Source organism: Bartonella sp. WD12.1, from assembly GCF_002022415.1.
GTDB lineage: Bacteria > Pseudomonadota > Alphaproteobacteria > Rhizobiales > Rhizobiaceae > Bartonella.
Genome location: NZ_MUBG01000001.1, coordinates 241,856 through 268,726 on the forward strand (window position 1 = coordinate 241,856; position 26,871 = coordinate 268,726).

21 protein-coding genes and 2 pseudogenes are annotated in these 26,871 nt (G+C 35.7%); 15 read left to right on the forward strand and 8 right to left on the reverse strand.

Annotated features, from left to right (window positions below; translation table 11 throughout):
- Positions 1-16: 16 nt before the first annotated feature.
- On the forward strand, positions 17-1,372 hold the full coding sequence (locus BWD121_RS00845; protein ID WP_078662983.1) for a cation:dicarboxylase symporter family transporter: 1,356 nt from the start codon (positions 17-19) through the stop codon (positions 1,370-1,372).
- Between the two features lie 31 nt (positions 1,373-1,403).
- Here the strand turns inward: BWD121_RS00845 and BWD121_RS00850 are convergent, their stop codons facing one another.
- Positions 1,404-2,282, reverse strand: coding sequence for a methyltransferase domain-containing protein (locus tag BWD121_RS00850; protein ID WP_078662984.1), 879 nt, complete (start codon positions 2,280-2,282; stop codon positions 1,404-1,406).
- A gap of 233 nt (positions 2,283-2,515) precedes the next feature.
- Here BWD121_RS00850 and BWD121_RS00855 point away from each other — a divergent pair, with 233 nt between their 5' ends.
- A complete protein-coding gene (locus BWD121_RS00855) occupies positions 2,516-3,262 on the forward strand; it encodes a ComF family protein (RefSeq protein WP_078662985.1) in 747 nt (248 codons plus the stop codon).
- Positions 3,263-3,309: 47 nt separating this feature from the next.
- Positions 3,310-3,564: a glutaredoxin 3 gene (gene grxC / locus BWD121_RS00860; RefSeq protein ID WP_010703447.1), complete on the forward strand. Its 255-nt coding sequence runs from the start codon at positions 3,310-3,312 to the stop codon at positions 3,562-3,564.
- 22 nt (positions 3,565-3,586) lie between these two features.
- Here the strand turns inward: grxC and ubiG are convergent, their stop codons facing one another.
- A complete protein-coding gene (gene ubiG / locus BWD121_RS00865; protein ID WP_078662986.1) occupies positions 3,587-4,333 on the reverse strand; it encodes a bifunctional 2-polyprenyl-6-hydroxyphenol methylase/3-demethylubiquinol 3-O-methyltransferase UbiG in 747 nt (248 codons plus the stop codon).
- Positions 4,334-4,520: 187 nt separating this feature from the next.
- On the opposite strand from ubiG, the gene BWD121_RS00870 reads away from it, so the two are divergent.
- Positions 4,521-5,774, forward strand: coding sequence for an aspartate kinase (locus tag BWD121_RS00870; protein ID WP_078662987.1), 1,254 nt, complete (start codon positions 4,521-4,523; stop codon positions 5,772-5,774).
- 384 nt (positions 5,775-6,158) lie between these two features.
- Here the strand turns inward: BWD121_RS00870 and nhaA are convergent.
- A pseudogene (gene nhaA / locus BWD121_RS00875) lies at positions 6,159-7,519 on the reverse strand (Na+/H+ antiporter NhaA).
- A 125-nt stretch (positions 7,520-7,644) separates the two neighbouring features.
- Entirely contained in the window at positions 7,645-9,336 is a 1,692-nt protein-coding gene (locus tag BWD121_RS00880; RefSeq protein WP_078662988.1) for a hypothetical protein, read from the reverse strand.
- Between the two features lie 358 nt (positions 9,337-9,694).
- On the opposite strand from BWD121_RS00880, the gene BWD121_RS00885 reads away from it, so the two are divergent.
- From BWD121_RS00885 to BWD121_RS00920, 9 genes are all read left to right on the forward strand, one after another.
- A complete protein-coding gene (locus BWD121_RS00885) occupies positions 9,695-11,467 on the forward strand; it encodes an SLC13 family permease (RefSeq protein WP_078662989.1) in 1,773 nt (590 codons plus the stop codon).
- Between the two features lie 96 nt (positions 11,468-11,563).
- The gene (locus BWD121_RS08275) at positions 11,564-11,725 is read left to right on the forward strand and encodes a hypothetical protein (RefSeq protein WP_158078242.1); all 162 of its coding nucleotides are present in this window, start codon (positions 11,564-11,566) and stop codon (positions 11,723-11,725) included.
- 742 nt (positions 11,726-12,467) lie between these two features.
- A complete protein-coding gene (locus BWD121_RS00890) occupies positions 12,468-13,139 on the forward strand; it encodes a tetratricopeptide repeat protein (RefSeq protein WP_078662990.1) in 672 nt (223 codons plus the stop codon).
- Between the two features lie 4 nt (positions 13,140-13,143).
- Positions 13,144-14,553, forward strand: a complete 1,410-nt coding sequence (gene der / locus BWD121_RS00895) for a ribosome biogenesis GTPase Der (protein ID WP_078662991.1) — start codon at positions 13,144-13,146, stop codon at positions 14,551-14,553.
- Between the two features lie 1,199 nt (positions 14,554-15,752).
- On the forward strand, positions 15,753-16,175 hold the full coding sequence (locus BWD121_RS00900; protein ID WP_078662992.1) for an AtpZ/AtpI family protein: 423 nt from the start codon (positions 15,753-15,755) through the stop codon (positions 16,173-16,175).
- Between the two features lie 7 nt (positions 16,176-16,182).
- A complete protein-coding gene (locus BWD121_RS00905) occupies positions 16,183-16,941 on the forward strand; it encodes a F0F1 ATP synthase subunit A (protein ID WP_078662993.1) in 759 nt (252 codons plus the stop codon).
- 52 nt (positions 16,942-16,993) lie between these two features.
- Complete coding sequence (locus BWD121_RS00910; RefSeq protein WP_007477984.1) at positions 16,994-17,224, forward strand: F0F1 ATP synthase subunit C; 231 nt, start codon at positions 16,994-16,996, stop codon at positions 17,222-17,224.
- Positions 17,225-17,360: 136 nt separating this feature from the next.
- Positions 17,361-17,936: a F0F1 ATP synthase subunit B gene (locus BWD121_RS00915; protein ID WP_078662994.1), complete on the forward strand. Its 576-nt coding sequence runs from the start codon at positions 17,361-17,363 to the stop codon at positions 17,934-17,936.
- The gene (locus BWD121_RS00920) at positions 17,933-18,427 is read left to right on the forward strand and encodes a F0F1 ATP synthase subunit B (protein WP_078662995.1); all 495 of its coding nucleotides are present in this window, start codon (positions 17,933-17,935) and stop codon (positions 18,425-18,427) included. The genes BWD121_RS00915 and BWD121_RS00920 overlap by 4 nt, the downstream gene beginning before the upstream one ends.
- 359 nt (positions 18,428-18,786) lie before the next feature.
- Here BWD121_RS00920 and glyS read toward each other — a convergent pair.
- From glyS to BWD121_RS00940, 4 genes and pseudogenes are all read right to left on the reverse strand, one after another.
- Positions 18,787-21,008: pseudogene (gene glyS / locus BWD121_RS00925) on the reverse strand (glycine--tRNA ligase subunit beta).
- Positions 21,008-21,952 carry a glycine--tRNA ligase subunit alpha gene (locus tag BWD121_RS00930; RefSeq protein WP_078662996.1) on the reverse strand — a complete coding sequence of 315 codons (945 nt, stop codon included), beginning with the start codon at positions 21,950-21,952 and terminating at the stop codon, positions 21,008-21,010. The pseudogene glyS and the gene BWD121_RS00930 overlap by 1 nt, the downstream one beginning before the upstream one ends.
- Before the next feature lie 61 nt (positions 21,953-22,013).
- Entirely contained in the window at positions 22,014-23,738 is a 1,725-nt protein-coding gene (locus BWD121_RS00935; protein ID WP_078662997.1) for a tetratricopeptide repeat protein, read from the reverse strand.
- A 94-nt stretch (positions 23,739-23,832) separates the two neighbouring features.
- On the reverse strand, positions 23,833-24,849 hold the full coding sequence (locus tag BWD121_RS00940) for a polyprenyl synthetase family protein (RefSeq protein ID WP_078662998.1): 1,017 nt from the start codon (positions 24,847-24,849) through the stop codon (positions 23,833-23,835).
- 248 nt (positions 24,850-25,097) lie between these two features.
- On the opposite strand from BWD121_RS00940, the gene BWD121_RS00945 reads away from it, so the two are divergent.
- Together BWD121_RS00945 and BWD121_RS00950 are read left to right on the forward strand one after the other, a co-directional pair.
- On the forward strand, positions 25,098-25,889 hold the full coding sequence (locus BWD121_RS00945; protein ID WP_078662999.1) for a methyltransferase: 792 nt from the start codon (positions 25,098-25,100) through the stop codon (positions 25,887-25,889).
- Positions 25,890-25,985: 96 nt separating this feature from the next.
- Entirely contained in the window at positions 25,986-26,837 is an 852-nt protein-coding gene (locus BWD121_RS00950) for a S49 family peptidase (RefSeq protein WP_078663000.1), read from the forward strand.
- Positions 26,838-26,871: the final 34 nt, after the last annotated feature.

The window sequence follows — 26,871 nt, forward strand, 5'->3', positions numbered from 1 at the left end:
ATAGTAGGCATAAGCAATGACATTTAATTTTTTTATTAATTTATTTCTATTTATTATTTTTTTATTATTGCTTTCTCAAAGTAAAAAAATCAAATGGGGTTTTGCGCTACGTGTTATGCTGGGTCTTATTGTTGGCCTGATTTTTGGAAGTGCTTTGCAGTTTATTTATGGGGAAGGCGAGTCAACACTGTTAAAATCTGTTGAATGGTTTAACATTATTGGAGATGGTTATCTATTATTGTTGCAAATGATTGTTATGCCCTTAGTGTTTATCTCTATCGTTTCAGCGGTAGCACATTTGCATTCTTCTTATGCTGTTAGCAGAATTAGTGTAGTCACAATTTCAATATTACTTTTTACAACGTGTATTTCAGCATTGGTTGGTATTTTAGTTGTTAACTTTTTTGGGTTAACAGCGAATGGTTTGGTGCATGGAGGGGAGGATATATCTGCTGTTCTTGGTGGGAATACTTTTCAAGTTGGAGAAATAAATATACCAAAATTAATTTTATCATTTATTCCCCAAAATTCATTTGCTGACTTAATGGGATCTGAGCGTACATCGATTATTAGAGTTGTTATTTTTTCAGCGTTTTTAGGATCTGCTGTTCTTCTTTTAAAGAAAGATGACCCAGATAAAGGGGAGAAAGCTCTTTCGTTTATTCAAGTTATACAGTCTTGGGTTATGTGGTTGGTACGTATTGTAATTGCGTTAACACCTTATGGTATTTTTGCTCTTATGACTAAGGTGGGTGCAACCTCAAATGTTGCTGATATTTTTAAATTACTAGTTTTTATTGTTGCTTCTTATATTGGTATTGTTCTTATGTTTGGAATTCATGGTGTGTTGCTTGGTATATCAGGCATTAACCCATTTCGTTTTTTCAAAAAAGTTGTGCCTGTTTTGACATTTGCTTTTAGTAGCCGTTCAAGTACTGCTACTATTCCTCTAAATATTGAAGCGCAAACACAATGGATTGGTGTACCACAATCAATTGCAAGTTTTGCAGCTTCTTTTGGTGCAACGATTGGCCAAAATGGTTGTGCAGGTCTTTATCCAGCTATGCTTGCGACCATGATAGCACCATCTGTTGGTATTAATTCTTTCGACCCTATCTGGATTGCTACTCTTGTTGGGGTAGTAACTTTGAGTTCTATTGGAGTTGCTGGCATTGGTGGTGGTGCTGTTTTTGCTGCATTAATTGTTTTACCAATTATGGGGCTCCCTATTGCTTTGGTAGCCGTACTTATTTCTGTTGAACCTTTAATTGATATGGGGCGTACAGCTCTTAACGTTAATGGTTCAATGTTGGCTGGAGCTATGACAAGTCAAATATTACGCACAACGAATAAGAGCATTTTTGAAAAATGATTTTTCTATAAAATTTGCGGTTTTTTCATTGTTATTTTGATTGTTTTTCTAAAACATCAACAAGGGATATTTGCGCTGAACCAGGACGTAAGGGTTTTTGTTGATTTTGATCAGGCGCCCAGCCGGATAACCATATAAAAGAAAAATGCGCGCGAATACGACCATCTGGGTCACTAAATTGTTGTGCGTAAATTTCAGCAGCGCGAAGAAAAAAGCGCTTAGATACAGGGCGTTGTGAGCGGTTAATTAACGCATTTTGCATCCCCATGGCTTTAAGGTCATGCATGAGATCGAACATTGTATTATAGCGTATTGTGATATTTTCGACATCCACTACGGGTATAGCAAAACCAACACGTTGTAAAACAGCTCCTACATCACGAATATCGGCAAAAGGATAAATTCTTGGGCTAACTCCTCCATAAATTTCAAGTTCAGCTTGAAGCAAACTTTCTCGTAATTCTTTTAATGTTCCAGCTCCAGCCATAACTGCAAGGAATAGACCGTCTGGTTTAAGAATGTCCTTTATTTGTTTTAAAACACCAGGGGTATCATTGGTCAATTGTAGTGAGAGGAGCGAAACAATAAGATCGCAATAGTGTGGTGGAAAATCAAGAAATTCTCTGTGACGCAAATGAAATTTTTGATCATGACTTTGGTAAAGCATGTCAGTTTCAACACGTTCTATAGAGCTAATTTTGCCAGATTTTTTTAAGGCTTGTACAGCAATGTCTGTATGGCTATGTAAATCTAGAGCTAATGTGAATTGACGGTCAACAGTGCTTAAACGTTTATAAAGATCTTCAGCAACATAGGATAATAAAAAATCATATCCCTCTTTTGCTTTTTTAAAAGCGCGTTTGCGAAATTGTTCAATGCGGATATGGTCAAAAATAAAAGGATGAGACATATCGCTTACCATTTCCTGTTTTGGGGATATAGTTTTAAATAGGTTTATTATGATGCAATGCTATATCAAGCTTATGAGGAAAAAGGAACGACGAAATAGCTTGATAAAACTGAGTATTTTTGAAAAAATAAATTTTATAGATTTTGAAACGTAAAAAATTGTCTTATGCTACGAAGTTATAAAAGAATAAACTGATGAAGTGATACTTTTAAGATTTTTTTGAATAGGGGGGTATGTTGGGTAAATTCATTGAGTACTTAATAAAAATTTTATATCCACCGACTTGTCCTGGATGTAAGAAAATTGTTTCTGCTTATAGTACGGTTTGTTCTGATTGTTGGAAAGATTTTCAATTTATTACAAAACCTTATTGTCCTGTTATGGGGATTCCTTTTGCTTACGATATGGGAGAAGGTTTTCTTAGTGGTGAAGCAATTCAAGCTTCTCCTCCTTTTTCACGTGTTCGTTCAGTGGTTGTTCATAAGGGGTTAGCGCGACTTTTGACAATCCAATTGAAATATAGTGATCGTCTAGAATTAGCACGTTTTATGTCTAATTGGATGGTACTTGCAGGACGTGAGCTTCTTGATGATTGCGATGTTATTATTCCTATTCCATTGCATTTTCATCGTTTTTTCTGGCGACGTTATAATCAATCTGCTGAACTTGCCCGTTATGTTGCAGCAGCACGGAAAAAACCTTTTAAACCTGGCTGGCTTGTTCGTTGTCGGCATACTCGTCCACAGGTTGGTTTATCTGCTAAGGAACGAAAACTCAATGTGCAAAGCGTTTTTAAGGTACCTCATGAAATTAAAAAGCATTTAAAAGGGCGTTCTATTTTGCTGATTGATGATGTTTTGACAACAGGTGTGACAATTACTGCAGCAGCTGCAACATTAAAACATGCAGGTGCACAACAAGTTGATGCATTGACATTTTCGCGCGTATTGAAAGACGTTCCTGTTTTGTCTCACTCTTGAGAAGTGATTAAAGATTGATTATATCAAAAAAATATTGGAGAAATATTATGAAAGAAATAACACTTTATACACGTCCCGGTTGTCCTTATTGCACAAAAGCGCGTGCTTTATTTGATAAAAAGGGTGTCAAATATACAGATATTGATGCATCAACTTCCCTTCGTCAACAAATGGTACAACGAGCGAATGGGCGTAATACATTTCCTCAAATTTTTATAGGTGATTATCATGTTGGAGGTTGTGATGATCTTTATGCTTTAGATGCTGAAGGTAAACTCGACTGTTTACTCAAAAGTGCCTAATAGTTATCTGTTATGGTGGGCTTTATTTAAACCTTTTTGCAAGAAGCATATAGTTAACGTCCATATCTTTTGAGCGATTCCAACTATCATTCAATGGATTATAAGTAATGCCAATTTCATCAATAACGGTTAGAGTATTTTGAGATAATAGCTTTTTTAGCTCTTGAGGTTTTAGAAATTTTTTATAGTCATGAGTTCCTTTTGGGAGCCAACGTAGAATATATTCAGCACCGACAATCGCTAGTCCCCAAGCTTTCCATGTACGGTTAAGTGTTGCAACAAACATAAGTCCTTGTGGTTTGAGCATTTTGGCAGTGGCCGATATGAAAAGATTAACATCGGCAACATGCTCAACAATCTCCATGTTGAGAATCACATCAAATTGTTCTTCTTCATCTGCAAGTGTTTCTGCAGTGGTGGCGCGATAATCAATTGAAAGACCGCTTTGGATTGCATGGGTTTTTGCTACCTCGATATTAGTTTGCGAAGCATCAGCTCCTATAATAGTGGCTCCAAGACGTGCCATTGGTTCACATAACAGCCCCCCTCCACAGCCAATATCAAGAATCCTTAAACCTTCAAAAGGAGTAAGAGACATAGGGTTTCGATCAAATTCTAAACAGATTTTTTCTTTAATATAAGCAAGGCGTGTTGGATTGAATTGATGGAGGGGGCGAAATTTGCCTTGGGGATTCCACCATTCAGAAGCAATTTGTGAAAAATGATCAATTTCACTCTGATCAATCGTAGTATGAGCTTTATTTATCATATCACTCTCCTTTTGTTTTCATATTAACAAGTCAGGTAGATTTTTCTAAAGTCAAGAGTAAATTAACATAATCACGCTGGGCTTGCGAAAATTATAGATATTGGTTATGTCGAAAAGGAATTTGATACGGCGACAGGACCTTATTCTAACTGTCTCATTTGAAATAAGAAATATAAGAGTGTTATAAATGGCACGTATTGTCATGAAATTTGGTGGCACCTCTGTAGCAAACATTGAATGTATTCATAATGTTGCCCGACATGTCAAAAGAGAAGTAGATGCGGGTAATGAAATTGCAGTAGTAGTATCTGCAATGGCTGGTAAAACAAATGAGCTCGTTCAATGGACGCGTGAAGCTTCATCCATGCATGATGCTCGTGAATATGATGTAATCGTTTCTTCTGGCGAACAAGTAACAGCAGGTTTGTTGGCTATTACACTCCAAGCGATGGGAGTGAACGCTCGTTCATGGCTTGGATGGCAAATCCCTATTTATACTGATAATGCGCATAGTGGTGCACGGATTGTAGATATTGATGGATCTTTTTTGATACAGCGTTTTCAAGAGGGGCAGGTAGCGGTTATTGCTGGTTTTCAGGGATTAGCTCCAAATAATAGAATTTCTACCTTGGGACGTGGTGGATCAGATACAAGTGCTGTTGCAGTGGCGGCGGCTTTGCAGGCTGATCGTTGTGATATTTATACAGATGTAGATGGTGTTTATACAACTGATCCGCGGGTTGAACCTAAGGCACGTCGCCTACCAAAAGTGGCTTTTGAAGAAATGCTTGAAATGGCTTCTCTTGGGGCAAAAGTTTTGCAAGTTAGGTCTGTTGAATTGGCTATGGTCCATAAAGTTCGTACTTTTGTACGCTCAAGTTTTGAAGATCCCGATGCTGTGGACATGTGCAGTTCAGTTGATCCCCCTGGAACACTTATTTGCGATGAGGATGAGATTGTGGAACAACAAAATGTTACTGGTATTGCTTTTGCTAAAGATGAAGCACAAATTTCATTACGCAGGCTGGCAGATCGTCCGGGTATTTCTGCAGCAATTTTTGGTCCTTTGGCTGAAGAGCGTATCAATGTTGATATGATTGTGCAGAATATTTCTGAAGATGGTTCAAAGACTGATATGACTTTTACTGTACCATCAGCTGATGTAGATAAGGCTGTTGCACTTCTTGAGAAAAATCGTGCAGAAATTGGGTTTGATGTTATTCAGTCTGAGAGTGACCTTGCAAAAATTTCTGTTATTGGTGTTGGTATGCGCAGTCATGCAGGGGTTGCAGCTACAGCATTTAAGGCTTTGGCTGAAAAAGGCATTAATATTCAAGCAATTACTACGTCAGAGATTAAGATTTCTGTTTTAATTGATAGTGCTTATACTGAACTTGCAGTAAGAACCTTGCATGCTGTTTATGGTCTTGAGATAGGGTAAGTATTTTTAATTTTAAATATTTTCCCCGTAATTAGGCATATTTGGATTTTGTATATACAGTAGCTAAGAGCCTTGCTAAGATCGCTCCTTATTTTTTACATCAGATATTATGAGCATAAAGTTTTTCTTTATTTTGTTCTAAAATATAGAAAAGATATCTATTATTAAAATGTTATGTGATTTATTTACGCTTAATCAAGCTACATTGGTGTGAATGCAAATTATATGCACTTTTAAGAGATTCTTGTAGGTATAAATTACACTTTTTATTGCCTATGATGAGTGACAAAATCAAAAAACAATTATATGCAGTCATTCATTGAATGTAATTAAAGCCTTAAACTATTTTCAAAGGTTTAGCTTAAAGTAAAATCTATAGCTTGATTAATTGCAATTTGTGACACGCTTTTTATTATTTTTGATGTAAAAGAGGCCATATCCAAGGCCAATAAGGGCAGAAAGGCCAGACCCACAAAGTACACCAATTTTTGCAGAATCAAGTTGAACAACGTCTTTAAAAGCAAGCATTGAAACAAAAATTGACATTGTAAAGCCAATACCTGCTAAAAATCCAATTAATAATATACCCGCCCATGCTACATTAGGGGGAAGGCGGCATAGACCTGATTTTACTGCTAAATAGCTAGCTGCAATAATACCAAGCGGTTTACCAATACATAGTCCCATGATAATGCCGAGAACAATCAGCAATGATTTGTCGGAAGAGAGGTCAAAGTTTGCAAAGTTAACGCCAGCATTTGCAAAAGCAAAAATTGGCATCACGCCGTATGCTACCCATGGATGTAATGCTTTTTGAATCCGTGTTACAGGTGCGATTATATCGCGTTGTCCTCTACGCATTTTTTTTAATGTGGTTGAGATATGGTGAAGATCTGTGCTTGTGTTTTTTTCTTGAAGTGTTTCAACTGCGTTGCTTAACATTGTAAGCGGAGCTACAAGATTACGGGTAGGTAAAACTGGGGTCATCATGCCTAAAATTACGCCGGCAAGTGATGGATGAGCGCCTGTTATCATTAATCCCCACCAGATGATTGCACCAGGCAAAATATAAAGCCATGCTGATGCAAATCCAATCCATTGAAAAAATAAGACTAAAACAATACCTGCTGCTGCGATAGCTAAACCACTGGGATCTAAATTAGTTGAGTAGAAAAAAGCAATAATAAGAACAGCGATAATATCATCAATAATTGCTAATGATAAAAGAATGATATGAAGATTAGAAGGAATTGCTTTCCCAAGAAGTGCGAGAATACCTAGTGCAAAAGCAATATCGGTAGCTGTTGGCACAGCCCAACCATAAGTATCCCCCCATTTAGGTTAATGCTAAGATAGATAATTGCAGGAAGACAAACTCCACCTATTGCTGCTACAATTGGTAAAATTGCTTGTTTTAAATTAGCAAGAGCACCTTCGTGAATTTCACGCCGAATTTCTACTCCTGCTACGAGAAAAAACACAGTCATAAGAGCATCATTAATCCAAAAATGTAGATCCCATGATAAATTAAAATAGCCAAAATTAAAGCCAAGAGGTGTATGCCAAAATGCTTCATAGGAAGAAGAATATTTAGAATTAGCAAGTATGAGTGCAGTTGCAGCTGCCAATAAAAGAACAATACCACTTACAGCTTCAATGTGGAGAAAACGCTCAATTGCGGAAAGTGCCCGATTTGTGACAAGAGAGGCTCGATTTGGTAAGCGATTTGAGGATAAATCAGGCATAAAAAAACTCCAAATATCAATTTATTCATATATGCTTTGTTTATAAGCTATTCTCTGTATCGCTTATAGTATTTATATGAAAAAAAGGGGATGATAATTCTCCAATTTTAAAACCAATTATGTTTTTAATGAGATACTTCATTTTTAATAGTGAGACTCATTTTATTAAGAACAGCTGATAGATTATTTTGCAAAGCGGCTTCAAGATCAGATACTGTAAGCCCTTTATTATCTTTTGCTGCTATTTTTATTTTTAATGTTTGTGGATTTCTAGCAAAATTACCAAGGGCTTTCGAAATATTTTCAGCTTCATCATGATTTTTTAACAATATTTTGGGACTTTGGGTCATGATTAAATAAAAATTATCATAAAGTTCTTGTTTGAGATTATGGTTATTATCGTTAAGATTTTGTGCAAGATAAGAAAAGATTTTATCAATGAGACCAGTGTCTGTATAATATATGTCAATTTCAGAGATGCCAAGATTTTGAGAAGCAGCAATGATTGCATCTTTTTGACCAGAGAAGAATGTTTTATCAACATCAGTAACTGTAGCTGAGATTTTTCCAGAGCCAATGTTTTGTACGTTAAAAGACATTGCATTAAGCGAAAGGATACGCTCTTTTTCATTGTAAGAGATATCAAGCTTTCCTGAAACATCAAGGTATTCAAAGCCTGTATTTTTAAGAAAATCTAAGCCTTTTCTCTCCATTTTTTTAGGTAAGATTGAAAGGCCATTAAGGGAGAGCAAAAGATTTTCTGGTATGGCTTGTTGCCATTGGTCTGATTTTAATTGGAATGATTCAAGAGTTGTTTTTATCTGTGGTAGATCAACAACTACTTTATCAATTTTAGCGTCAGCTGAGGTAATAGCTGAAAGGCCGTTTATGAGAATGGCATTTTGTGCTGTTTGATTATTTGTTTTTTTTGCGTTGAGGTAATCTTGAACAAGTTTTTTTAGAGGTTGATTGAGAGGTTGTATTTTTAAACCAGATGTTTCAAATTTTCCAAAAGAGAAAGAAGCATTTTTTTCTTCTCCTTCAAAAATATTAGCTACTACATTACCCAATGTAATAGGTCCAATAACGGTTTTGCCTTGATTCTTGACGTTGTTTTTATCAGAAATGATAGAATAAGCATAACCCACATCAATATCATGGGCTTTTATTGGGTTACTTTTAACGGTTAGATATATCTGTTTGCTACTATCTGCAGCCGTCTTTGCAAGACTTATATTAGTAATTATATTTTTGATACCAACAGAATGAATACGTCCATTTTTAAGATTAGAAAGCTGAAAATTCTTTATATTAATTTTTTCAGTTGGTTTATTCTCATCCTCTATGAAAAGTAATATATTTGGTGCATTAATTGATGAAATATCAACACGCATAAACGATTGCAAAAAGGAAGACGTAATTGTAGCGTCTTTGTTTTTCAAGGATACATTATTAATAGAAATTTTGGGAACTTGTAGACGGAAATTCTTATATGTTAAATCAATATTATAAAGTGTGAAAGCACCAGGAATGAAGGCAATGGGAGGACGTCCTGAAATAGAACCAATTTTAAGTGATGTATCAGCAGGGGTTGGTACAGTGACATTAGTCAAATTGATTTTACCTAGAATACTGACTTCAGATGTTTCTGCATTGATAGAACGACGGGCTATTTCTTTTTTTACAAAGCTATCAAGGTGGGGTTTTGCCATATAAAAACCACCAATAACTATGATCGCTAAAATAGCAACAAATCCAATAATATACGTCAACCAATATTTTAGGTTATTGCGATACCAACTATTAAAATTGATCATTATTTTTTCTTTCAGTTTTGTTACTATATGCTGAGAGTATAAATAAATTTCTTTAAACAACGATAAAAGTTCAGATATGATGTATATCAACTAAATATCTGTCTATTTTCTTTGATGTAAGATCATCATAATTTTTTTTTCAACAAGCTTTTGTCAACTGTCACCAGTTTTTTTCAATATTTTACATGAAACTATAACCATAAATAAGGAACTATGCACTAATTATGACCTTATTTATCATGTTTAATCATTTTTAAGGAGTAAGTAATGTGTCGTTTTTTATGTCACTGACTAAAAGAACGATTAAAGAGAATATATGATGTTGGTGATTATAAGCTAACAGGGAGTCGTTAGTGTTATGACAGAAGATCAAATAATGGCTTTTTCTATTATTGGTCTCATGATGGCTGTTTTTATGTGGGGTCGGTTTCGTTATGATATCGTTGCTGTTTGCACATTGTTAATTGCTTGCACTCTCGGTCTTGTTAATCCGAAGGAAGCATTTAGTGGTTTTAGTAGTGATATTGTTATTATCGTAGGCAGTGCGTTTATCATCAGCACAGTTATGTCACGCTCTGGCATTGTGGAATATATTATTCAACGAATGTGGCCTGATGTAAAGTCAGTAAAACTTCAATTAGCTTTTTTAGTTATTTCTGTAGTTCTTTTATCAATGTTTGTTAAAAACATTGGGGCTTTAGCCATTATGCTTCCGATTGCTTTCCAATTTGCTCGCCGTTCTCGTGTTTCACCATCTGTGTTTTTGATGCCAATGGCATTTGGTTCTTTATTGGGTGGTCTCATGACGCAGATAGGCACTTCTCCCAATATTGTTGTTTCAGCTATGCGAGAACGTTTAGAGGGAATCCCGTTCACTATGTTTGATTTTATACCGGTTGGTGCAACAATTGCTGCTGTTGGAGTCTTCTATTTGGTGTTTTTTTCTTGGCGTTTACCTATCCGTACGCATTCAAACACATCATTTGATGATGCTGTTGATATTTGTAATTATGTTTCAGAAGTGCGTATTCCCGTTAATTCTCCCATTGTCGGAAAAACTATTATTGATCTCATTAAACCATCAGGCGGCGAAGTTATGGTTATTCAGGTCATTAGAAATGAAGTGTCCATTTCGCCATTACCAGATTTTGTTTTTGCCAAGGATGATACCATTTTGCTGGAAGGTTCACATACAGGGCTAGATACTGTGATTAATTCAGCTCGCTTAGAATTTGCTACTGGCCGTACTCTTTCTGTAAGTGATAAAGGTAGTCAGCTTGATATTGTTGAGGCTGTTATTACAGATAATTCTCCTCTTATTGGTATCAGTGCTAAAAGACTTTCGTTGTTTGATCGCTATGATGTAAATTTACTTGCTTTAAGTCGTCAATGTGAAAGGGTACGTGGTAGGCTTGGTGATGTTGTTTTCCGTCTCGGGGATGTAATTGTTTTGCAGGGGCAGGATATGGTTATTCCCAGCTTGTTACGGGAATTGAAATGTCTTCCTTTGGCAAAGCGCAATATTATGTTCGGTAATTTACGGCATGGACTTATGTCTTTAGCTATTTTATTTATAGCAATTATTACGACAGCTTTTCAAATTGTTCCGGTTGCATTTTCTTTTTTTTCTGCAGCTATTGCGATGGTTGTTTTTCGGATTCTTCCAATGCGAGATTTGTACCATGCTTTAGATGGACAAATATTGGTGTTATTAGCAACTCTTATTCCAGTAAGTGAAATATTGGAAAAAACAGGGTGCACGGATTTGATTGGTGGTTGGCTTAGCCAAGTAGCTGTATTTTTACCACCATCTGGTGCATTAGCACTTATTTTAATTACAGCAATGCTGATAACGCCATTTTTAAATAATGCAGCAACAGTGATGGTTATAGCACCAATCGCGTCAAGTTTTGCTCATTCTCTTCATTATAAACCTGAGGCTTTTTTAATGGCTGTTGCGATAGGCGCTGGGTGTGATTTTCTTACGCCTATTGGGCATCAATGTACTATGTTAGTAATGGGGCCTGGTGGTTATCGTTTTAGTGATTATGCACGTTTTGGTGCTCCGTTGGCAGTGTTGATAGCAATCGTTTCGGTTCCGATGTTAATGTGGGTTTGGCCATTACAATAGAATGGTAGGAAAGCCTTTAAATAGATTTTTTTCTGAGGTGAGGATAGGTAGAAAAGCTATGTTTTACGCAGAGATATTGTTAAGATGGGAGGATCTATGATAAAGCGCAAGCGTTTCCTTGGTATTATAGCAATGTTTGTCTATCTTTCTCCAGATATTCTTAGCTATGAAAAGCTGGGTATGTATAAATTGGTGAGGATTTTAATGAACATTTTAATTGTAATGTTGGCAGAGATAAGAATGATGTTTGTTGGTTGAAAATTTAATGATTACATCATTTTATAGAGTTGTTTCTCTAATTTGAGGCTATTGTAATTCACACTTGATGTATGAAAAACTATATTTTATACGTTGATTTTTAATAATATTTTTCTAATAGAAGCTATGGAGAGATGCAGTGTAATAGCTGTTATTTTAGGGTTTTAAAAGTTGTGATGTACATATAGAGTTTTAATACAGCTAAACAATGCTGCCCGCGAGATTGGTACTTAATCTATGCGTGTTAGATATTAAGGTGATTGTTGTTTAAATAGGTATATTGTTTCTGCATTGTTCTAACAAGTTTAATATTTTTTTTGTCTTTTTGTTATTTTGTAAATGCAAATAGATGGAATTTACAAGTTGCGAACACAATTGTTAGGTGATTATCTGGGGGGGTATAGTATGTTTGCAATTATCTGGTAGGTAATATAGAGCAGTATAGGCCAGATATTTTTCTTTTGTTTTGAGTTAGCAATAAGTTTACGTTAATGTGTAATAGGAGTTGAAGTGATTGAAAGTAACTTTACGCTTTTCAATAGGAATGAAGGGTGTAAAAAATCATGTCAATCAAAAGATAATCGCGAAGATTTTTTCGGTATAGTTATAAAAACAGTTGATAAGGGTGTATGTTAATTTAAAATCAACTGACAAAATTTAGGATTTTTAATGGATAGAACTCTATCTTTGTTCATTTATACGTAATAGTGTAGGAATTAAAATTCTTTCCAGGGTAGGGTACATGTCGTACGATAGTTTTATTCGTGAAGTTAATGAAGAGCTCCGTCAGGAAAAAGTCCGTGCTTTTTGGGAGCGTTATAGTTTCTTGATTATTGTTTCAGCTATTATTTTTGTACTAGCAATAGCTGTTTATCAAATTTATCATTATGGGCAGATGAATAAAGCTAGCAAGATTGGTGATACATTTATAACAAGTCTTAATTTGGCGGACTCACTTCAATTTGATAAGGCGATGAATCAATTAGAGAGTGTCAAAACATCTGATTTTGGAGGGTATCCTTTTCTTGCTCGTTTACGTGAAGCTTCTTTGTTGATGCAGCAAGGCAATGCTGTTAAGTCAGTAGAGGTTTTTGATGCGGTTGCGGCTGATAAGAATGTACCGCAGATATTACAGAGAGTTGCAAAAATTCGAGCGGCTTATATTTTAGTTGATATAGGCACATTTGATGATGTAAAAAAACGTGTCAAAGATATGGCAAATGATATCGATCCTATGCGCATGTCTGCAAGAGAAGTTTTAGGTTTAGCTGCTTATAAAGCTAATAAGATAGATGATGCGATTTATTATTTTCAAAAAATTTCTGAAGAAAATGTTTTAGGACTAAAAATAATTGATCGAGCAAAAATTATGCTTGAGCTTATTCAGTCTGAAAAAAAGGTGAATAAGGGGTAAATTAATGAGCCTCACCATTGCTATAGTTGGCCGGCCCAATGTTGGGAAGTCAACATTATTTAATCGTTTGGTTGGGCAAAAATTGGCTTTGGTTGATAATAAGCCAGGTGTAACACGTGATCGACGTGTCCATGAGGCAAAGCTTCAAGATTTACGTTTTAATGTAATTGATACAGCCGGTTTGGAAGATGCAAGTGATCAAACACTTGAAGGTCGTATGTTTTTTCAGACAAAGGTTGCTATTAAAGAAGCGGATCTTATCTTATTTGTACTTGATGCAAAGAGCGGGGTAACACCAAGTGATTGCAGTTTTGCTTCATTGGTTCGCAAATCAGGAAAACCGATTGTGCTTATTGTCAATAAATCTGAGTCAAAAATGGCAATAGAAGGAGGATATGAAGCATGGTCTTTAGGTTTAGGTGAGCCTTGCGCAATATCTGCTGAACATGGTCTGGGTTTTTCGGATCTTCGTGATGCAATTGTGAATGCTGTTGGTAAAGATAAAGCTTTTGAGCAAGTAAAAGAAGAAAAATGTGCTCTTGCACGGTCCATGTCTTTGGATAATGATTTTGATGATTTGGAAGAAAAAGATTTTGTTTACGATGAAAGCAAACCTATTCGGATAGCAATTGCTGGTCGTCCCAATACTGGAAAATCAACACTGATCAATAGTATGTTGGGGCAGGATCGTTTGCTGACAGGGCCTGAAGCTGGTATTACGCGTGATTCTATTTCTGTAGATTGGGAATGGCGTGGTCGTTGTTTTAAACTCTTTGATACTGCGGGATTGCGTCGAAAATTAAAAGTTCAAGAAAAGTTAGAAAAACTTTCTGTTGCAGATACTTTACGCGCAATCCGTTTTTCAGAAGTAGTAGTGATTGTTTTTGATGCAACTATGCCTTTTGAAAAGCAAGATTTACAAATTGCCAATCTTGTGATTCGTGAGGGGCGCGTTCCAATTATAGCTTTCAATAAGTGGGATCTTATTGAAAATTGCCAAGAAGTATTAGCTGATTTACATGAAAAGTGTGTTCGTCTTCTTCCTCAGGTTCGCGGTCTAAGAGCTGTCCCTTTATCAGGCCAGTATGGTAAAGGGATTGATAAACTTATGGAAAATATCATGATGATTCATCGTGTGTGGAATCGTCGTATTCCTACAGGGAAACTTAATCGCTGGCTTGAAACTATAGTTACACACCATCCACCACCAGCGATTTCTGGGCGTCGACTTAAGATTAAGTATATAACACAAATTAAGACACGTCCTCCGGGGTTTATGATTTCTTGTTCACGGTCAGATGCAATGCCTCAATCATATTTACGTTATCTATCTAATGGGTTGCGTGATACATTTGATATGCCAGGGGTACCCATCCGTTTGTTACTACGAACATCTGTTAATCCTTTTGTATGATAGAAAAAAGTGACAATTTTTTTCATGTTCTGAGTCTTTAAAAAGATTAAAAAATGGGCATTTAATAACTAGTTTTTAAAGAAGATTACTATTTCTTTGAAAGTTGTTAAATTTGTGAAACAGAAGTGAATATGTAAAATAAACGAACAAAAGTATTGTGTTCATCATAATCGGAATGGGAAAAATTATTTTTTTACGTGTGAAAAAAGCACGTTTACCCGGTTTATTTACGTATTTGTATAAAGTAAATGCACGTTGAAGTAATTTTTTCAGTTTTGAAGATTTTGTAAGATTTGGAATGATTATGCAATATGTATTTGTTGTTTCAAAATTATTAAAATCAGAAGGGCCATTTTATGTAGCGCTCTAATTGTTTAAACTAAAAAGCACCTTTATCTTTATAGTTTATATTTTGCAGACTACACTGTTTATTATAAGTATTGTTCTTTTTTAAAAAGCGAGAAACTGTAATTTTATCAAGAAATATTCAAACGAATTCATAGCATGAAATATGAAGCTATATGCTTTTTATTGTTCGAACAAATTTACAGTAGTGGGTATACATTTTATATGTGCTGTTTCTAGGTGCTAAGGATATCGTTGGAAACGTGGTATTCAAGATTACAATCTTAAAAATTATATCAAGTACAAACGCTATAGAAAAAGTAGCCAACCTTTATTAAATTAATCACAATAGATATAAAATATATTTTCGTTAAATAGCTAAAAATCAAAAATTTTATAATTAGTTTTGAAATACAAAACAAATGTTGTGTTGAAGCTATTTATTTAAAGTACGATATGGGAATACCAAGAAAAATGATTGTATGGTGGCTAAAATATACACGAATCAAAAGATTCCAATGGATAATTGTTCAATAGATTTTTAAAACTATACAGCACAATATAGCTTTTTAAAGTGAGAGCGGAAATACAATTTATTGGTTCTAAGATAGCTATCTTATTGTTTGATAGTTAACGTTGATAAAACTGGCATGCCTATTATAGAGTCCGTAGTGTTAACCAGGAGTTGAGTCATATTATTATGTTTTTCGATGATAAATCATTATTGTTTTATTTATTGGTAAAATCCTTGTGATAGACGCTTTTGGGTAGCTTGACGAATGAATTGAGTAACAATATGTTGCAGGCAGCTTTAGATGTATTTTGATTTTGCTTTTAATTAAGGAGAGCCAATTATGGCAAAGGGCGATAAACCCGTTATGCCACAAAAGGAGGCTGAAGAGAAAAAGCAAAAAGATTCTTTTCATTTAGAGGATTTAGAATGGCGTAGTCAAAATTTGGGATTGGCTTTAATGCGTAAGAAAGCATTAAAGGAACAGGATCTTAGAACAGAGAACAGAGAGTCACAAAACAAGGTAGGGCATGCCGTTAAGTTGTCGAGTGAATTTCTAGCAAGTGTTATTGTAGGTATTGTTTTAGGGTTGGGATTTGATAAATTAACAGGTTTATTGCCATGGGGATTGATATTTTTTCTTTTTCTTGGATTTACTTCTGGTATAATAAATATTCTTCGGTCTTTAGGGCACATTTCTCCTAGTCAATTAGGAAAAAATAGCGTATCGCATCAAAATAAAAGGGTCGATAAATTTAATAAATGAGGTTAAAGTGACAGCGCACGCTCCAGATCCTATTCATCAGTTTGAGGTTTCACGGTTGATTAATATTTCTATAGGGAATATGGATTTATCGTTTACGAATGTATCATTTTTTATAATCATTACGGTTGTTTTATCTTCAGTATTTCTTTTTCTCTCATCATCAAGTCGTAGATTGGTTCCAACGCGTATGCAGTCTATTTCTGAAATGGCTTATGAATTTGTAGCGTCGACTTTGCGTGAATCAGCTGGTGTACAGGGAATGCGCTTTTTTCCTTTAGTATTTTCATTATTTATTTTTATTTTGGTCGCTAATTTTATTGGTCTTTTTCCTTACTTTTACACTATTACCTCTCAAATTATGATCACTTTTTCATTGGCGATGTTGGTTATCTTGACGGTGATTGGTTATGGTTTTTATAAACATGGGGTTTGTTTTTTAAAACTTTTTGTTCCTAGTGGTGTGCCTGTTATGATTTTGCCTTTAGTCATAATGATTGAGCTTATTTCTTTTTTATCTCGCCCTATTAGTCTTTCACTTCGTCTTTTTGCTAATATGCTTGCTGGTCACATCACGCTTAAAGTATTTTCTGGTTTTATTGTTTCAATGGTTGGAGTAGGGGTTATAGGTATTGGTGGTTCTATTTTACCTCTCATTATGACTGTAGCAATTACTGCTCTTGAATTTTTGGTAGCATTTCTACAAGCTTATGTCTTTACGGTTTTAACTTGTATGTATCTTAGTGATGCTGTTCACCTGGGACATTAATAAATGATAATTTTTCGTCAAACAATGCAAATTCACTTCAAAGGAGAATAATATGGAATTAGCACTTGCAGCAAAATATATTGGCGCTGGTCTTGCATGCTTTGGTATGGCTGGGACAGCATTGGGGCTGGGAAATATTTTTGGTAGCTATCTTTCTGGTGCTTTACGTAACCCATCAGCAGCAGATAGTCAGTTTGGTCGTTTAGTTTTTGGTTTTGCTGTAACGGAAGCTTTAGGCATTTTTTCGTTGCTTATTGCTCTTTTGCTTCTTTTTGCAGTTTAACCAATTTAAAAAAGGTATGTCTGTTTTTGTGCAAAGAGCAGATATAGTCTTGCGGTTTTTAATAAAAGGGAAATGACTCAGTTATTATAGGTTCTACATAAAGGGCCTGAGGTAGTTGTTTGAAGGATAAAATAGGATGCTTATTTCCAGTGCTTATGCACAAGCTGCTGAAACGCCTGTAGAACATATTGAGAATGCGGTAAAGCACGCAAATCGCGTGTTTCCACCTTTTGATTTTGTGTATTTTAGTTCTCACCTTTTTTGGTTGGCAATTTCTTTTGGTTTTTTTTATCTTTTCATTGCTCGGGTGATTGTACCTCGTATTGGAAATATCATTGAAACGCGTCGTGATCGGATTGCATCTGATTTAGATCAGGCTATGCGTATGAAGCAAGAAGCGGATACTGTGATTGAAGTTTATGAGAAAAAACTAGCAGAAGCTCGTTTACAGGCGCGTATTGTAGTGCAAGAGGCAAGAGATAAAATTAAAGAAAAGGCTGATCTTGAACGAAAAGAAGTTGAAAAAAAATTAGAGAAAAAGCTAGCAACTGCTGGAAATCAGATAGCAGAAATTCGAGATAAAGCTATGCAAAATGTTGGTTTAATTGCAGAGGAAGTAACTCGTGAAATTGTTAAGAAATTGCTTGATATTGATGTGAGTGAAGAGGTTGTCAATTTAACTGTTAAAGGCTGTAAGGAATCACAAAGATGACCGATACGTTTTGGGCTTTTATTGGATTGGTTCTTTTTTTAGCGCTTTTAGTTTATTTTAAAATTCCAACTATGGTAGCACATAGTCTTGATATGCGAACAAAGCGTATTACAGACGAACTTGATGAAGCTCTTCGTCTTCGTGAAGAAGCGCAGGAGATACTAGCTGAATGTCAGCGCAAATGTGTAGAAGCAGAAAAAAATGCTCAAGAAATTATTGCTGCTGCTAAGAATGAAGTTTCAGTTATTGTTTCTGAAGCTCGCGCAAAAACAGAAGAATATGTTAAAAATCGCAAAAAAATGGTAGAGCAAAAAATTGCTCAAGCAGAGGCAGATGCAATTCGAGTTGTTTCTCTATCTGCTATTGATTTAGCAATTTCTTCCTCACGTACGCTTATTAATAAGGAATTAGATTTTAAGGAATCTAAAGACCTTATTGAAAAATCTCTCACTAAAGAGTCTCTTTCCAAAATGAAAGAGTACCTTAATTAATATTGTTTGAAGAATTTAAAGTGCTGGTTTTTTAGAAGCAAATCTTTTGGGGGAAGGGGTTTGCGTAAACTTCCGAGAATTTGTGCTTTTATCAAACAAAATATCTATTGAGTATGATTTTTATTTTTCGAGGTTGATCAGAAATTCCTGATTTTACCTATCTCGATTTGTGTTTTCTAAACTTTTTTACCAATTTATTAGAAAGTATAATTTATATTCGATTTTTACTGTTTTGAAATTATTTAAAGCGCTATTAACAAGTAGTTTATTATTTTTTTGAGCTATTTTCGGTATAAAAAGCATTTCAAAAATAACAAAAATTATTTTTATCATTTTTAAAATTGAAAGAACGTTAGGTTTTAGGTTGTAAGCTTCGAGAAATCCGTGACATTTTGTGTGATTAAACGGATACGTTCAAGAAGAGCAAGACGATTAGCGCGAATAGCGGAATTTTTATTGTTTACTAATACTTTTTCAAAAAATGTATCAATAGGTTTTTTTAGTGGTACAAGGGCATTGAGTGCAAGTGATAAATTAGTTGCATTCGTCTGATCATGAAGCTTTTTTTCTGCGTCAATGATTGCTTGATATAATTGTTTTTCTTCTGTTTCGCTAAAAAGTTCAGGGTTAAGTGTGTTTATTGTTGTAATATCTTTGGAGGATTGATTTTCAAGAATATTTACGACACGTTTTACAGAAGCTAAAAATCATTTCCATCATTTGTGTTGATAAAAACAATGAGTGATTCAATACAACGTGCAACTAACAAAAAGTCATCAGCATCTTTGGTTAAAACTGCTTCAATAGCATCATAGCGAGCTCCTTCATCTTTAAGATAAATTTTCAAGCGTTCATGTAAAAATGACAAGAGATCTGATAAAATATCTTTTTTTGTTTCTGAAAGAGTATTTTGTTGTTGTTTAGGTTCTATTTGGGGTGAGGTATATTTTATTTTTTGTTGTAAAAAAAGATCTGCTGCCTGATAAAAGAGTGGCATAAGGTTAATTTTCCAGTCACGTGAAAGCACAAGCTTTATGATTCCTAATGCTGCCCGCCTTAATGCATAAGGATCTTTTGAACTGGTTGGTTTTTCATTAATAAGCCAAAAACCAACGAGTGTGTCAATTTTGTCGGCTAATGCAACAGCTATAGCGATAGGTTCACGCGGGATGCGATCTGTTGGTCCTAGAGGTTTGTAGTGATCTTCGATTGCTTCAGCCACGTGGGGATCTTCTCCTTGGAGAAGTGCGTATTTTCGCCCCATCAGCCCTTGTAGTTCAGGAAATTCAGCGACAATTCCTGTTTGCAGATCAGCTTTTGCAAGTATTGCTGCACGTTTTGCCAATAGAGGATCTGCTTGCACTAAAGGTGCAATTTTTTGTGCTAAAGCAGCGATCCTTTCTACCCTTGCACCTTGTGTCCCTAATTTGGCATGGAAGGTCACATTCAAATAATCTAATTGTGCTATTCGCTGATCAAGAGGTTTATTTAAATCAAGATCAAATTTTGCAGCAGAATCTTTCAAGTATGTGATATCCGGTAAATCATGCTGATCTGTTTGCCAAAAATAAAGTGCATCGGAAAGACGAGCGCGTACAACTTTGCTATTGCCCTTGGTAATTTCTTTACCACCATCATTTGCAAGAACATTAGAGATGAGGATAAAATGATTAGATAATTTAATTTTTTCACCCTGTTTGCGAGTTACAAAGCATTTTTGATTAGCTCGAATAGTTAAGCGGATAATTTCTGGAGGAATATTAAGAAAAGTCTTATCGAAATCACCCATAAGAACGACAGGCCACTCAACAAGTCCTGCGACTTCTTCCAAAAGAGCGTTATCTTCAACAAGCTCTAAACCATTAGCAAAACAAAGATTTTGGGCATCTGCTAAAATAATATTTTTTCGTCTTTCTGTATCCAGAATAACTTTGTGGGCTTCAAGCAGAGTGATATAGTCATCAAAACGGCGTATTTGGATAGGTTTTCCATCACTTAAGAAACGGTGACCATAGGTTAAATTATTACTTTTAAGAGAGCCAACTGAAAATGGGACAATGTGTGTTTCACCAATTTCTGGTCCGAAAACACAAAGAATATTTTGTAAAGATCGGACCCATTTCAAGGCTCCAGTTTGGGCTGAATCTTGGCCCCAACGCATAGATTTTGGCCATGGAAAGTTACGAATAATATCAGGCAAAATATCAGCAATAATTTCTTCTGCAGCTCGACCTTTTTTGGTGATTTTAGCAACATAAAAATCACCTTTTTTACTATCATGTACAATATGTGCTTCAGAAATATCATTAAGGCCAGTGGCACGCAAAAAACCATCAATCATATGCTGTGGTGATTTTGTGCTGGGACCTCTGCGTTCCTCATGGGTATCTTGTGAGCTTGTAGAAAGACCACGTATATCCAACGTTAATCGACGGGGTGTCCAATATTCACAGGCAGCTTTATAAGTTAATCCTGCATGAACAAGTTGGTCAGTAACACACTTTTTGAGATCACAAGCAGCTTTACGTTGCATCCGAGCAGGGATTTCTTCACTAAAGAGCTCGAGAAGAAGATTAGACATTAGATTTCACCTTTCGTATGAGCTTGACCAGCCTCAGTTGATAGAAAGGCTTCACCACAACGGCGTGCTAGATCACGGATACGAAGAATATAACTTTGTCTTTCGGTTACAGAAATAACACCACGTGCTTGAAGAAGATTAAAAATATGACTAGCTTTAATGCATTGATCATAAGCTGGTAAAACACATTGATGATAGCTATTTTCTTTGTTTGGTTTTCCAACTTCAAGAAGTGCAATACACTCACGTTCTGTATCAATAAAATGTTGATGTAGCAATTTGGTATCAGCAAACTCGAAATTATAATGCGAATATTCCTGTTCTGCTTGTAAAAAAATATCTCTATAACTTATTTTGTTTGCGCCATCTAAGCCATTAAAATTAAGATCATAGACGTTGTCGACTCCTTGAATGTACATTGCTAAACGTTCAAGCCCATAAGTAATTTCTCCTGAAACTGGCATACACTCAATGCCACAAATCTGTTGAAAGTAAGTGAATTGAGAGATTTCCATTCCGTCGCACCAGCATTCCCATCCAAGTCCCCAAGCTCCAAGTGTTGGGCTTTCCCAATCATCTTCGACAAAACGAATATCATGTAATTTTGTATCGAGGCCAATAGCTTGTAGAGAGTTAATGTAAAGCTCTTGTAAATCTGGAGGAGAGGGTTTGAGAAGAACTTGAAATTGATAATAGTGTTGTAAACGATTTGGATTTTTGCCGTATCTACCATCTGCTGGACGCCGGGAAGGCTGGACATAAGCCACTTTCCAAGGGCGTGGTCCTAATGAACGCAGTGTTGTAGCTGGATGAAAAGTTCCAGCGCCTACTTCCATATCATAGGGTTGCAGAATTGCACATCCATATTGAGCCCAGTAATTTTGCAAAGTTAAAATAAGCCCTTGAAAAGAACATGTGGGATTGAGATGCTCAGGGAAGTTCACGTTTGATACTCTTAATATGTGATTAGTAGATAAATCAAAGAAATTTAATCTTTATTACTGTCTATTGCTTCACATGGTCAAGCGTTGTTGTGTCTTGCAAACCAAATTTCAGTTTTTCTTTGATTTTTTCTAAATTTTCTGGTTGTCCATCAATAGCGTGATTCCATTGAAATACTGCTTCACGTTTACGCCCAACTTTCCAATAAACATCGCCCAAATGATCATTCAATGTTGGGTCTTGAGGTTGCAATTTGACAGCAGTTTCCAATATTTTTACAGCCTGATTATATTGCTTTAGTTTATAATGGGCCCATCCTAGAGAATCAAGAATGTAACCATTTTTTGGCTGTAATGCTGAGGCTTTTTGAAGCATAGATAATGATTCTTCAAGTTTTTGATTACGATCAATAAGTGTATAACCTAGGTAATTAAGCACGTGTGGCTGATCAGGGAATAATTCAAGTGCTTTTCGTAAATCAGTTTCGGCTTTTGTCCAATGTTTTAAACGTTCAAATGCTATGCCGCGTTGATAAAAAAGTTTCCAATCATCTTTTTGAAAATCTGCTGTTTGTACAATAGCACGATCCATAATTTTAATAGCTTCAGCAAAGTTATTTTTTTGCATATAAATAGCAGACAGTGTTATATAAATAGTGCGGTCATTGGGATTTTTTTTCTCTAATGATGTTAATAACTTAATAGCTTCAGTGTGTTGATTATTATTGGCAAGCGTTAGTGCGAGCTGCAATTGCCCTTCTCTATAATAAGGAGAGTGTGGTGATAAGGCGCGATAAAGTTTAATTGCTTGATGAGGGTCATTCAATTTAGCAGAGACGTTTGCTAGTTGGAACAATGTAGCATCATTTTGAGGATATAAGGCTCGAGATAATTGTTTGAAAATACGTGCAACATGTTCTGACTTTCTTCGATTGAGTGTTGTTCCAAAGTCATACAATATTTCACCCGCTCCTTGTTGAGGTGTTGTAACGGGATTTTCTAAATTAGCACCTTTTTCAACTTTTTGTCGGATGTTTTTAAGTATCTCCCTGCCTGACAACATCTTTTCGCCGTTCTGGATAGTTTGAATAGCTTGGCTACGCATTTTTTGACGCAATTGGAATGAGGCATAGGCTATGATAATACGTTCATAGGTGTCAGGAGAGACCATGGCACCTTGTTGATTGTTTAATGCTTGCATAAAATATTTTTTTGCCTCTTTTGGGCGTTTTGCCAGATCACTCATAAGAGCGAGATGGTAGTGTATGAAAAGATTATACCAAATAGGCCCTAAAAGCTTTTTAAGATCGGCTATTGCTTGAGAGTGATTACCTGATCCAAATGTAGCCCAAGCGCTTATCACATCAAACGCCGGATTATTGATGGAAGGAGATGTTTTTAATTGTGGAAGGGGTTTAATGTCTTTATAATTTTTTTTGATGAGGTTATCTATTGACAATGTCAGGGAAATAAAAGGATGGCTAATATTTTGTGCTTCCAATTTTTTTGCTTGTTTGACAGCCTCTTTAAATGCACCTACTGAAAGCATTGCTTCAAAGATTTCTTTTTGTGCATCAATGTTATTGGGGTTATAGGTGAGTGCTTGTTTAAAATAATTAATAGCAAGATTAGTTTCATTTTCATGATTTGCAACTCGCCCTGCTAGATAGGCACCTGTAAATGATCTTGCATCAATAGCTGAATCGATTTTGCTATAGACGGGTGAGGACGTCAGCACGATTCCCGCTATAGCAAGAGTAAAAAAGCAGGGCCTTATTGCACAGTGCATAGAGCTCATCCTTCTTAAAAATCATGAATTTATGATATGATTTATAAACATATTAGGTTTCTTTGTAGAAAAGAATTATTATTCTTGCAAATAATCAGTTTACGCGTGCAATACAAAAATCAACAATTTCAATGAATGCATTTTTTTGAGGGTTTTCTTTTATTGAAGAAAGAGCGTCGATTGCTTGTTTTCCATAGATGTGTGCTTGTTCTATTGTATCGGTTAGGCTGTCATATTTTTTCATTAAATGTTGTGCGTGTGCTAAAGCTTCATCGTTGTTATTATTGTTTTCAAGAGCTTGTTTCCAAAATACTTTTTCTATTGCATTACCGCGTGTGTATGAGAGGATAACGGGCATAGTAATTTTGCCTTCTCGGAAATCATCTCCTATATTTTTTCCTAAATGTTCAGCATTGCCACTATAATCAAGTGCATCATCAACCAATTGAAAAGCTAATCCTAATGATGTGCCATATTTGCGTAATGCTAAACGTTCTTCGTGTCCATATCCAGCAATGATTGGTCCAACTTCAGCGGCAGCTGAAAAAAGTACGGCTGTTTTTGCATTAATGATTTTAAGATAATCTGAAGCAGTGGTTTCTATATTTTGGGCAGCGGCAAGCTGCATGACCTCTCCTTCAGCGATAATTGCTGCGGCGTTTGCTAAAATAGCGAGCGCTTCCATAGAACCAACATCTACGATCATTTTAAAAGCTTGCCCTAGAAGAAAATCACCAACAAGTACACTTGCTTTGTTTCCCCAAATCATTCGTGCAGTAGATTTTCCACGGCGGAGATTACTTTCATCAACTACATCATCATGTAATAAAGTTGCTGTATGCATAAACTCAATTGCTGTTGCAAGCTTTATATGTCCATCACCTTGATATCCAAACATATCAGCTGCAGCTAGTGTAATCATTGGACGTAACCGTTTTCCTCCTGATGAAATAAGATGATTACAAATTTCAGGGATCATTTCGACATCAGCTTGAACCATAGAGATAATTAATTGGTTTACACGTTCCATATTATCTTTGGTGAGGTTGATGAGAGCTTGGGAAGAAACTTGGTTATTTTTTTTATGGTCTTGTTTTATGATAGCACCCAATTGGTTTACTCCTAGAGTATTTTCAATAAATATAGATAAGCTTTATTTTCTATTTGTAGCATAAAGCGGGATTACTTTTGACTCAAGCTTTGATACTGCCTTGAAGTAGAAGTTTTTTAAATGTTTATAGAGTGTTTTTTTTACGCTTAGGGAATATAATTATTATAATAGGGCAATAATTTTGAAATTAAGATAATTTAATTACATTTGGAAGAAGGGCGATATAAGGACCAATATTAGGCTTACAGATGGATAACGCGACGAATCATAATGATGAGACAATTGATGAATTTCATCGTGGGAAGTTTTACTTAGTTCAACCACGTTTGCAAGGGCATCGTTCTGGTATGGACGCTATGTTGTTGGCTGGTCTGGTTCCTGATAACTTTAAAGGAAAGGTTGTTGATTTAGGCGCGGGCGCGGGCGCAGCGGGATTAGCAGTTGCTTCACGTTGTTTTGAAACTCATGTTACATTAGTTGAACGATCAGCTTTTATGATATCTTATGCTCAAAAAACGCTTGCGCTGAAACAAAATAAGGAACTAGCTAGCCGAGTGTGCTTATTAGAAGCAGATATTGCTTTAAAAGGCAATGCGCGCTTAAAGGCAGGTCTGATGGATAATGTTTTTGATTTTGCGATTATGAATCCACCTTTTAATAATCCTATGGATCGTAAAACACCTGATGAGCAAAAGTCTGAGGCACATGTTATGCCTGAAGCAATGTTTGACAATTGGTTACGCAGTGCAGCTGCAATTGTTAAACCAGGTGGATATCTAGGGTTGATTGCACGTCCCCAATCGCTTAATGATATATTACACGCTTTAGAGGGGCGTTTTGGTAATATATGTATAATTCCTGTTCATTCTCGAGCTAAAACGGCCGCAACTCGTATGTTATTTTATGCAAAACGGGGAAGTCGAGCAGCTTTATCTATATTGCCGGCGTTAATTGTGCATGAAGATGGAGGTCATGCTTTTTCACCACGGGTTGATGCAATCAATAATGGGTGTATAAGCTTGTGGGAACTTTTTAAATGATGTCTTGTATTTTTTAGCTTATTTTTTAAATTCGGATTAAGCTTTTTATTTATTTTCGAGTTATGTTTTCTCGATTTCTTATAGGGAGATTTTGTTTTGATTAACAGTGTTAAAAATCTTATTCCACGCCGTTTTCTTTCCAATAAACTTGAAATTCCTGTAGTACGACTTCATGGGGCAATTATGGACTCAAATTCATTTATGGCTCGTACGCTTTCGTTAGGTAGGTGTGCTCCCCTTTTAGATAAGGCTTTTGCCGATAAAAAAGCACCAGCTGTTGTTTTAATTATCAATTCTCCCGGTGGTTCACCTGTACAATCGCGTCTCATTTTTCAGCGTATTCGGGATTTGGCAAATGAGAAAAATAAACAAGTTCTCGTATTTGTTGAAGATGTAGCAGCATCAGGTGGTTATATGATTGCTTGTGCTGGGGATGAAATTTTTGCTGACCCTTCTTCTGTTGTGGGTTCTATTGGGGTTGTCTCAGCTTCTTTTGGTTTTCCTGAGCTTTTGAAGAAAATTGGTGTGGAGCGGCGTGTTTATACAGCAGGAAAAAACAAAGTTGTATTAGATCCATTTCAGCCAGAAAAAAAGATGGGTGTTGAGCATTTGAAATCTTTGCAACTTGAAGTTCACCAAACTTTTATTGATTTGGTCAAAGAACGGCGTGCATCGAAATTATCAGATGATTCAGATATTTTTACAGGAATGTTTTGGAGTGGAAAGAAAGGTGTTGAGCTTGGCTTGGTTGATCAGTTGGGTGATGTACGCTCTGTTATTAAAGATCGGTTTGGTCATGATACAAAGCTTCGGTTAATTTCTCCTTCCAAAAGTTTTTTGGGACCTAAAATGCCTTCGGGGATTACTACTGATATGGTTTATACAGCAGTTGATAGTGCATGGATGGCAGCAGAAGAACAGGCACTTTGGCAACGGTACAGTTTGTAGTTGGGAGACCATTTCAGTCTATGCTTAATTTGAT

Bases quoted from the DNA above. Each gene is read 5' to 3' on its own strand.
- BWD121_RS08275 (WP_158078242.1), top strand. From the start codon at position 11,564: ATGATAAAGCGCAAGCGTTTCCTTGGTATTATAGCAATGTTTGTCTAT.
- BWD121_RS00880 (WP_078662988.1), bottom strand. From the start codon at position 9,336: ATGATCAATTTTAATAGTTGGTATCGCAATAACCTAAAATATTGGTTG.
- BWD121_RS00850 (WP_078662984.1), bottom strand. From the start codon at position 2,282: ATGTCTCATCCTTTTATTTTTGACCATATCCGCATTGAACAATTTCGC.
- BWD121_RS00910 (WP_007477984.1), top strand. From the start codon at position 16,994: ATGGAATTAGCACTTGCAGCAAAATATATTGGCGCTGGTCTTGCATGC.
- BWD121_RS00920 (WP_078662995.1), top strand. From the start codon at position 17,933: ATGACCGATACGTTTTGGGCTTTTATTGGATTGGTTCTTTTTTTAGCG.
- BWD121_RS00900 (WP_078662992.1), top strand. From the start codon at position 15,753: ATGGCAAAGGGCGATAAACCCGTTATGCCACAAAAGGAGGCTGAAGAG.
- BWD121_RS00870 (WP_078662987.1), top strand. From the start codon at position 4,521: ATGGCACGTATTGTCATGAAATTTGGTGGCACCTCTGTAGCAAACATT.
- BWD121_RS00915 (WP_078662994.1), top strand. From the start codon at position 17,361: ATGCTTATTTCCAGTGCTTATGCACAAGCTGCTGAAACGCCTGTAGAA.
- der (WP_078662991.1), top strand. From the start codon at position 13,144: ATGAGCCTCACCATTGCTATAGTTGGCCGGCCCAATGTTGGGAAGTCA.
- BWD121_RS00935 (WP_078662997.1), bottom strand. From the start codon at position 23,738: ATGCACTGTGCAATAAGGCCCTGCTTTTTTACTCTTGCTATAGCGGGA.
- BWD121_RS00845 (WP_078662983.1), top strand. From the start codon at position 17: ATGACATTTAATTTTTTTATTAATTTATTTCTATTTATTATTTTTTTA.
- BWD121_RS00885 (WP_078662989.1), top strand. From the start codon at position 9,695: ATGACAGAAGATCAAATAATGGCTTTTTCTATTATTGGTCTCATGATG.
- grxC (WP_010703447.1), top strand. From the start codon at position 3,310: ATGAAAGAAATAACACTTTATACACGTCCCGGTTGTCCTTATTGCACA.
- BWD121_RS00890 (WP_078662990.1), top strand. From the start codon at position 12,468: ATGTCGTACGATAGTTTTATTCGTGAAGTTAATGAAGAGCTCCGTCAG.
- BWD121_RS00855 (WP_078662985.1), top strand. From the start codon at position 2,516: ATGTTGGGTAAATTCATTGAGTACTTAATAAAAATTTTATATCCACCG.
- ubiG (WP_078662986.1), bottom strand. From the start codon at position 4,333: ATGATAAATAAAGCTCATACTACGATTGATCAGAGTGAAATTGATCAT.
- BWD121_RS00945 (WP_078662999.1), top strand. From the start codon at position 25,098: ATGGATAACGCGACGAATCATAATGATGAGACAATTGATGAATTTCAT.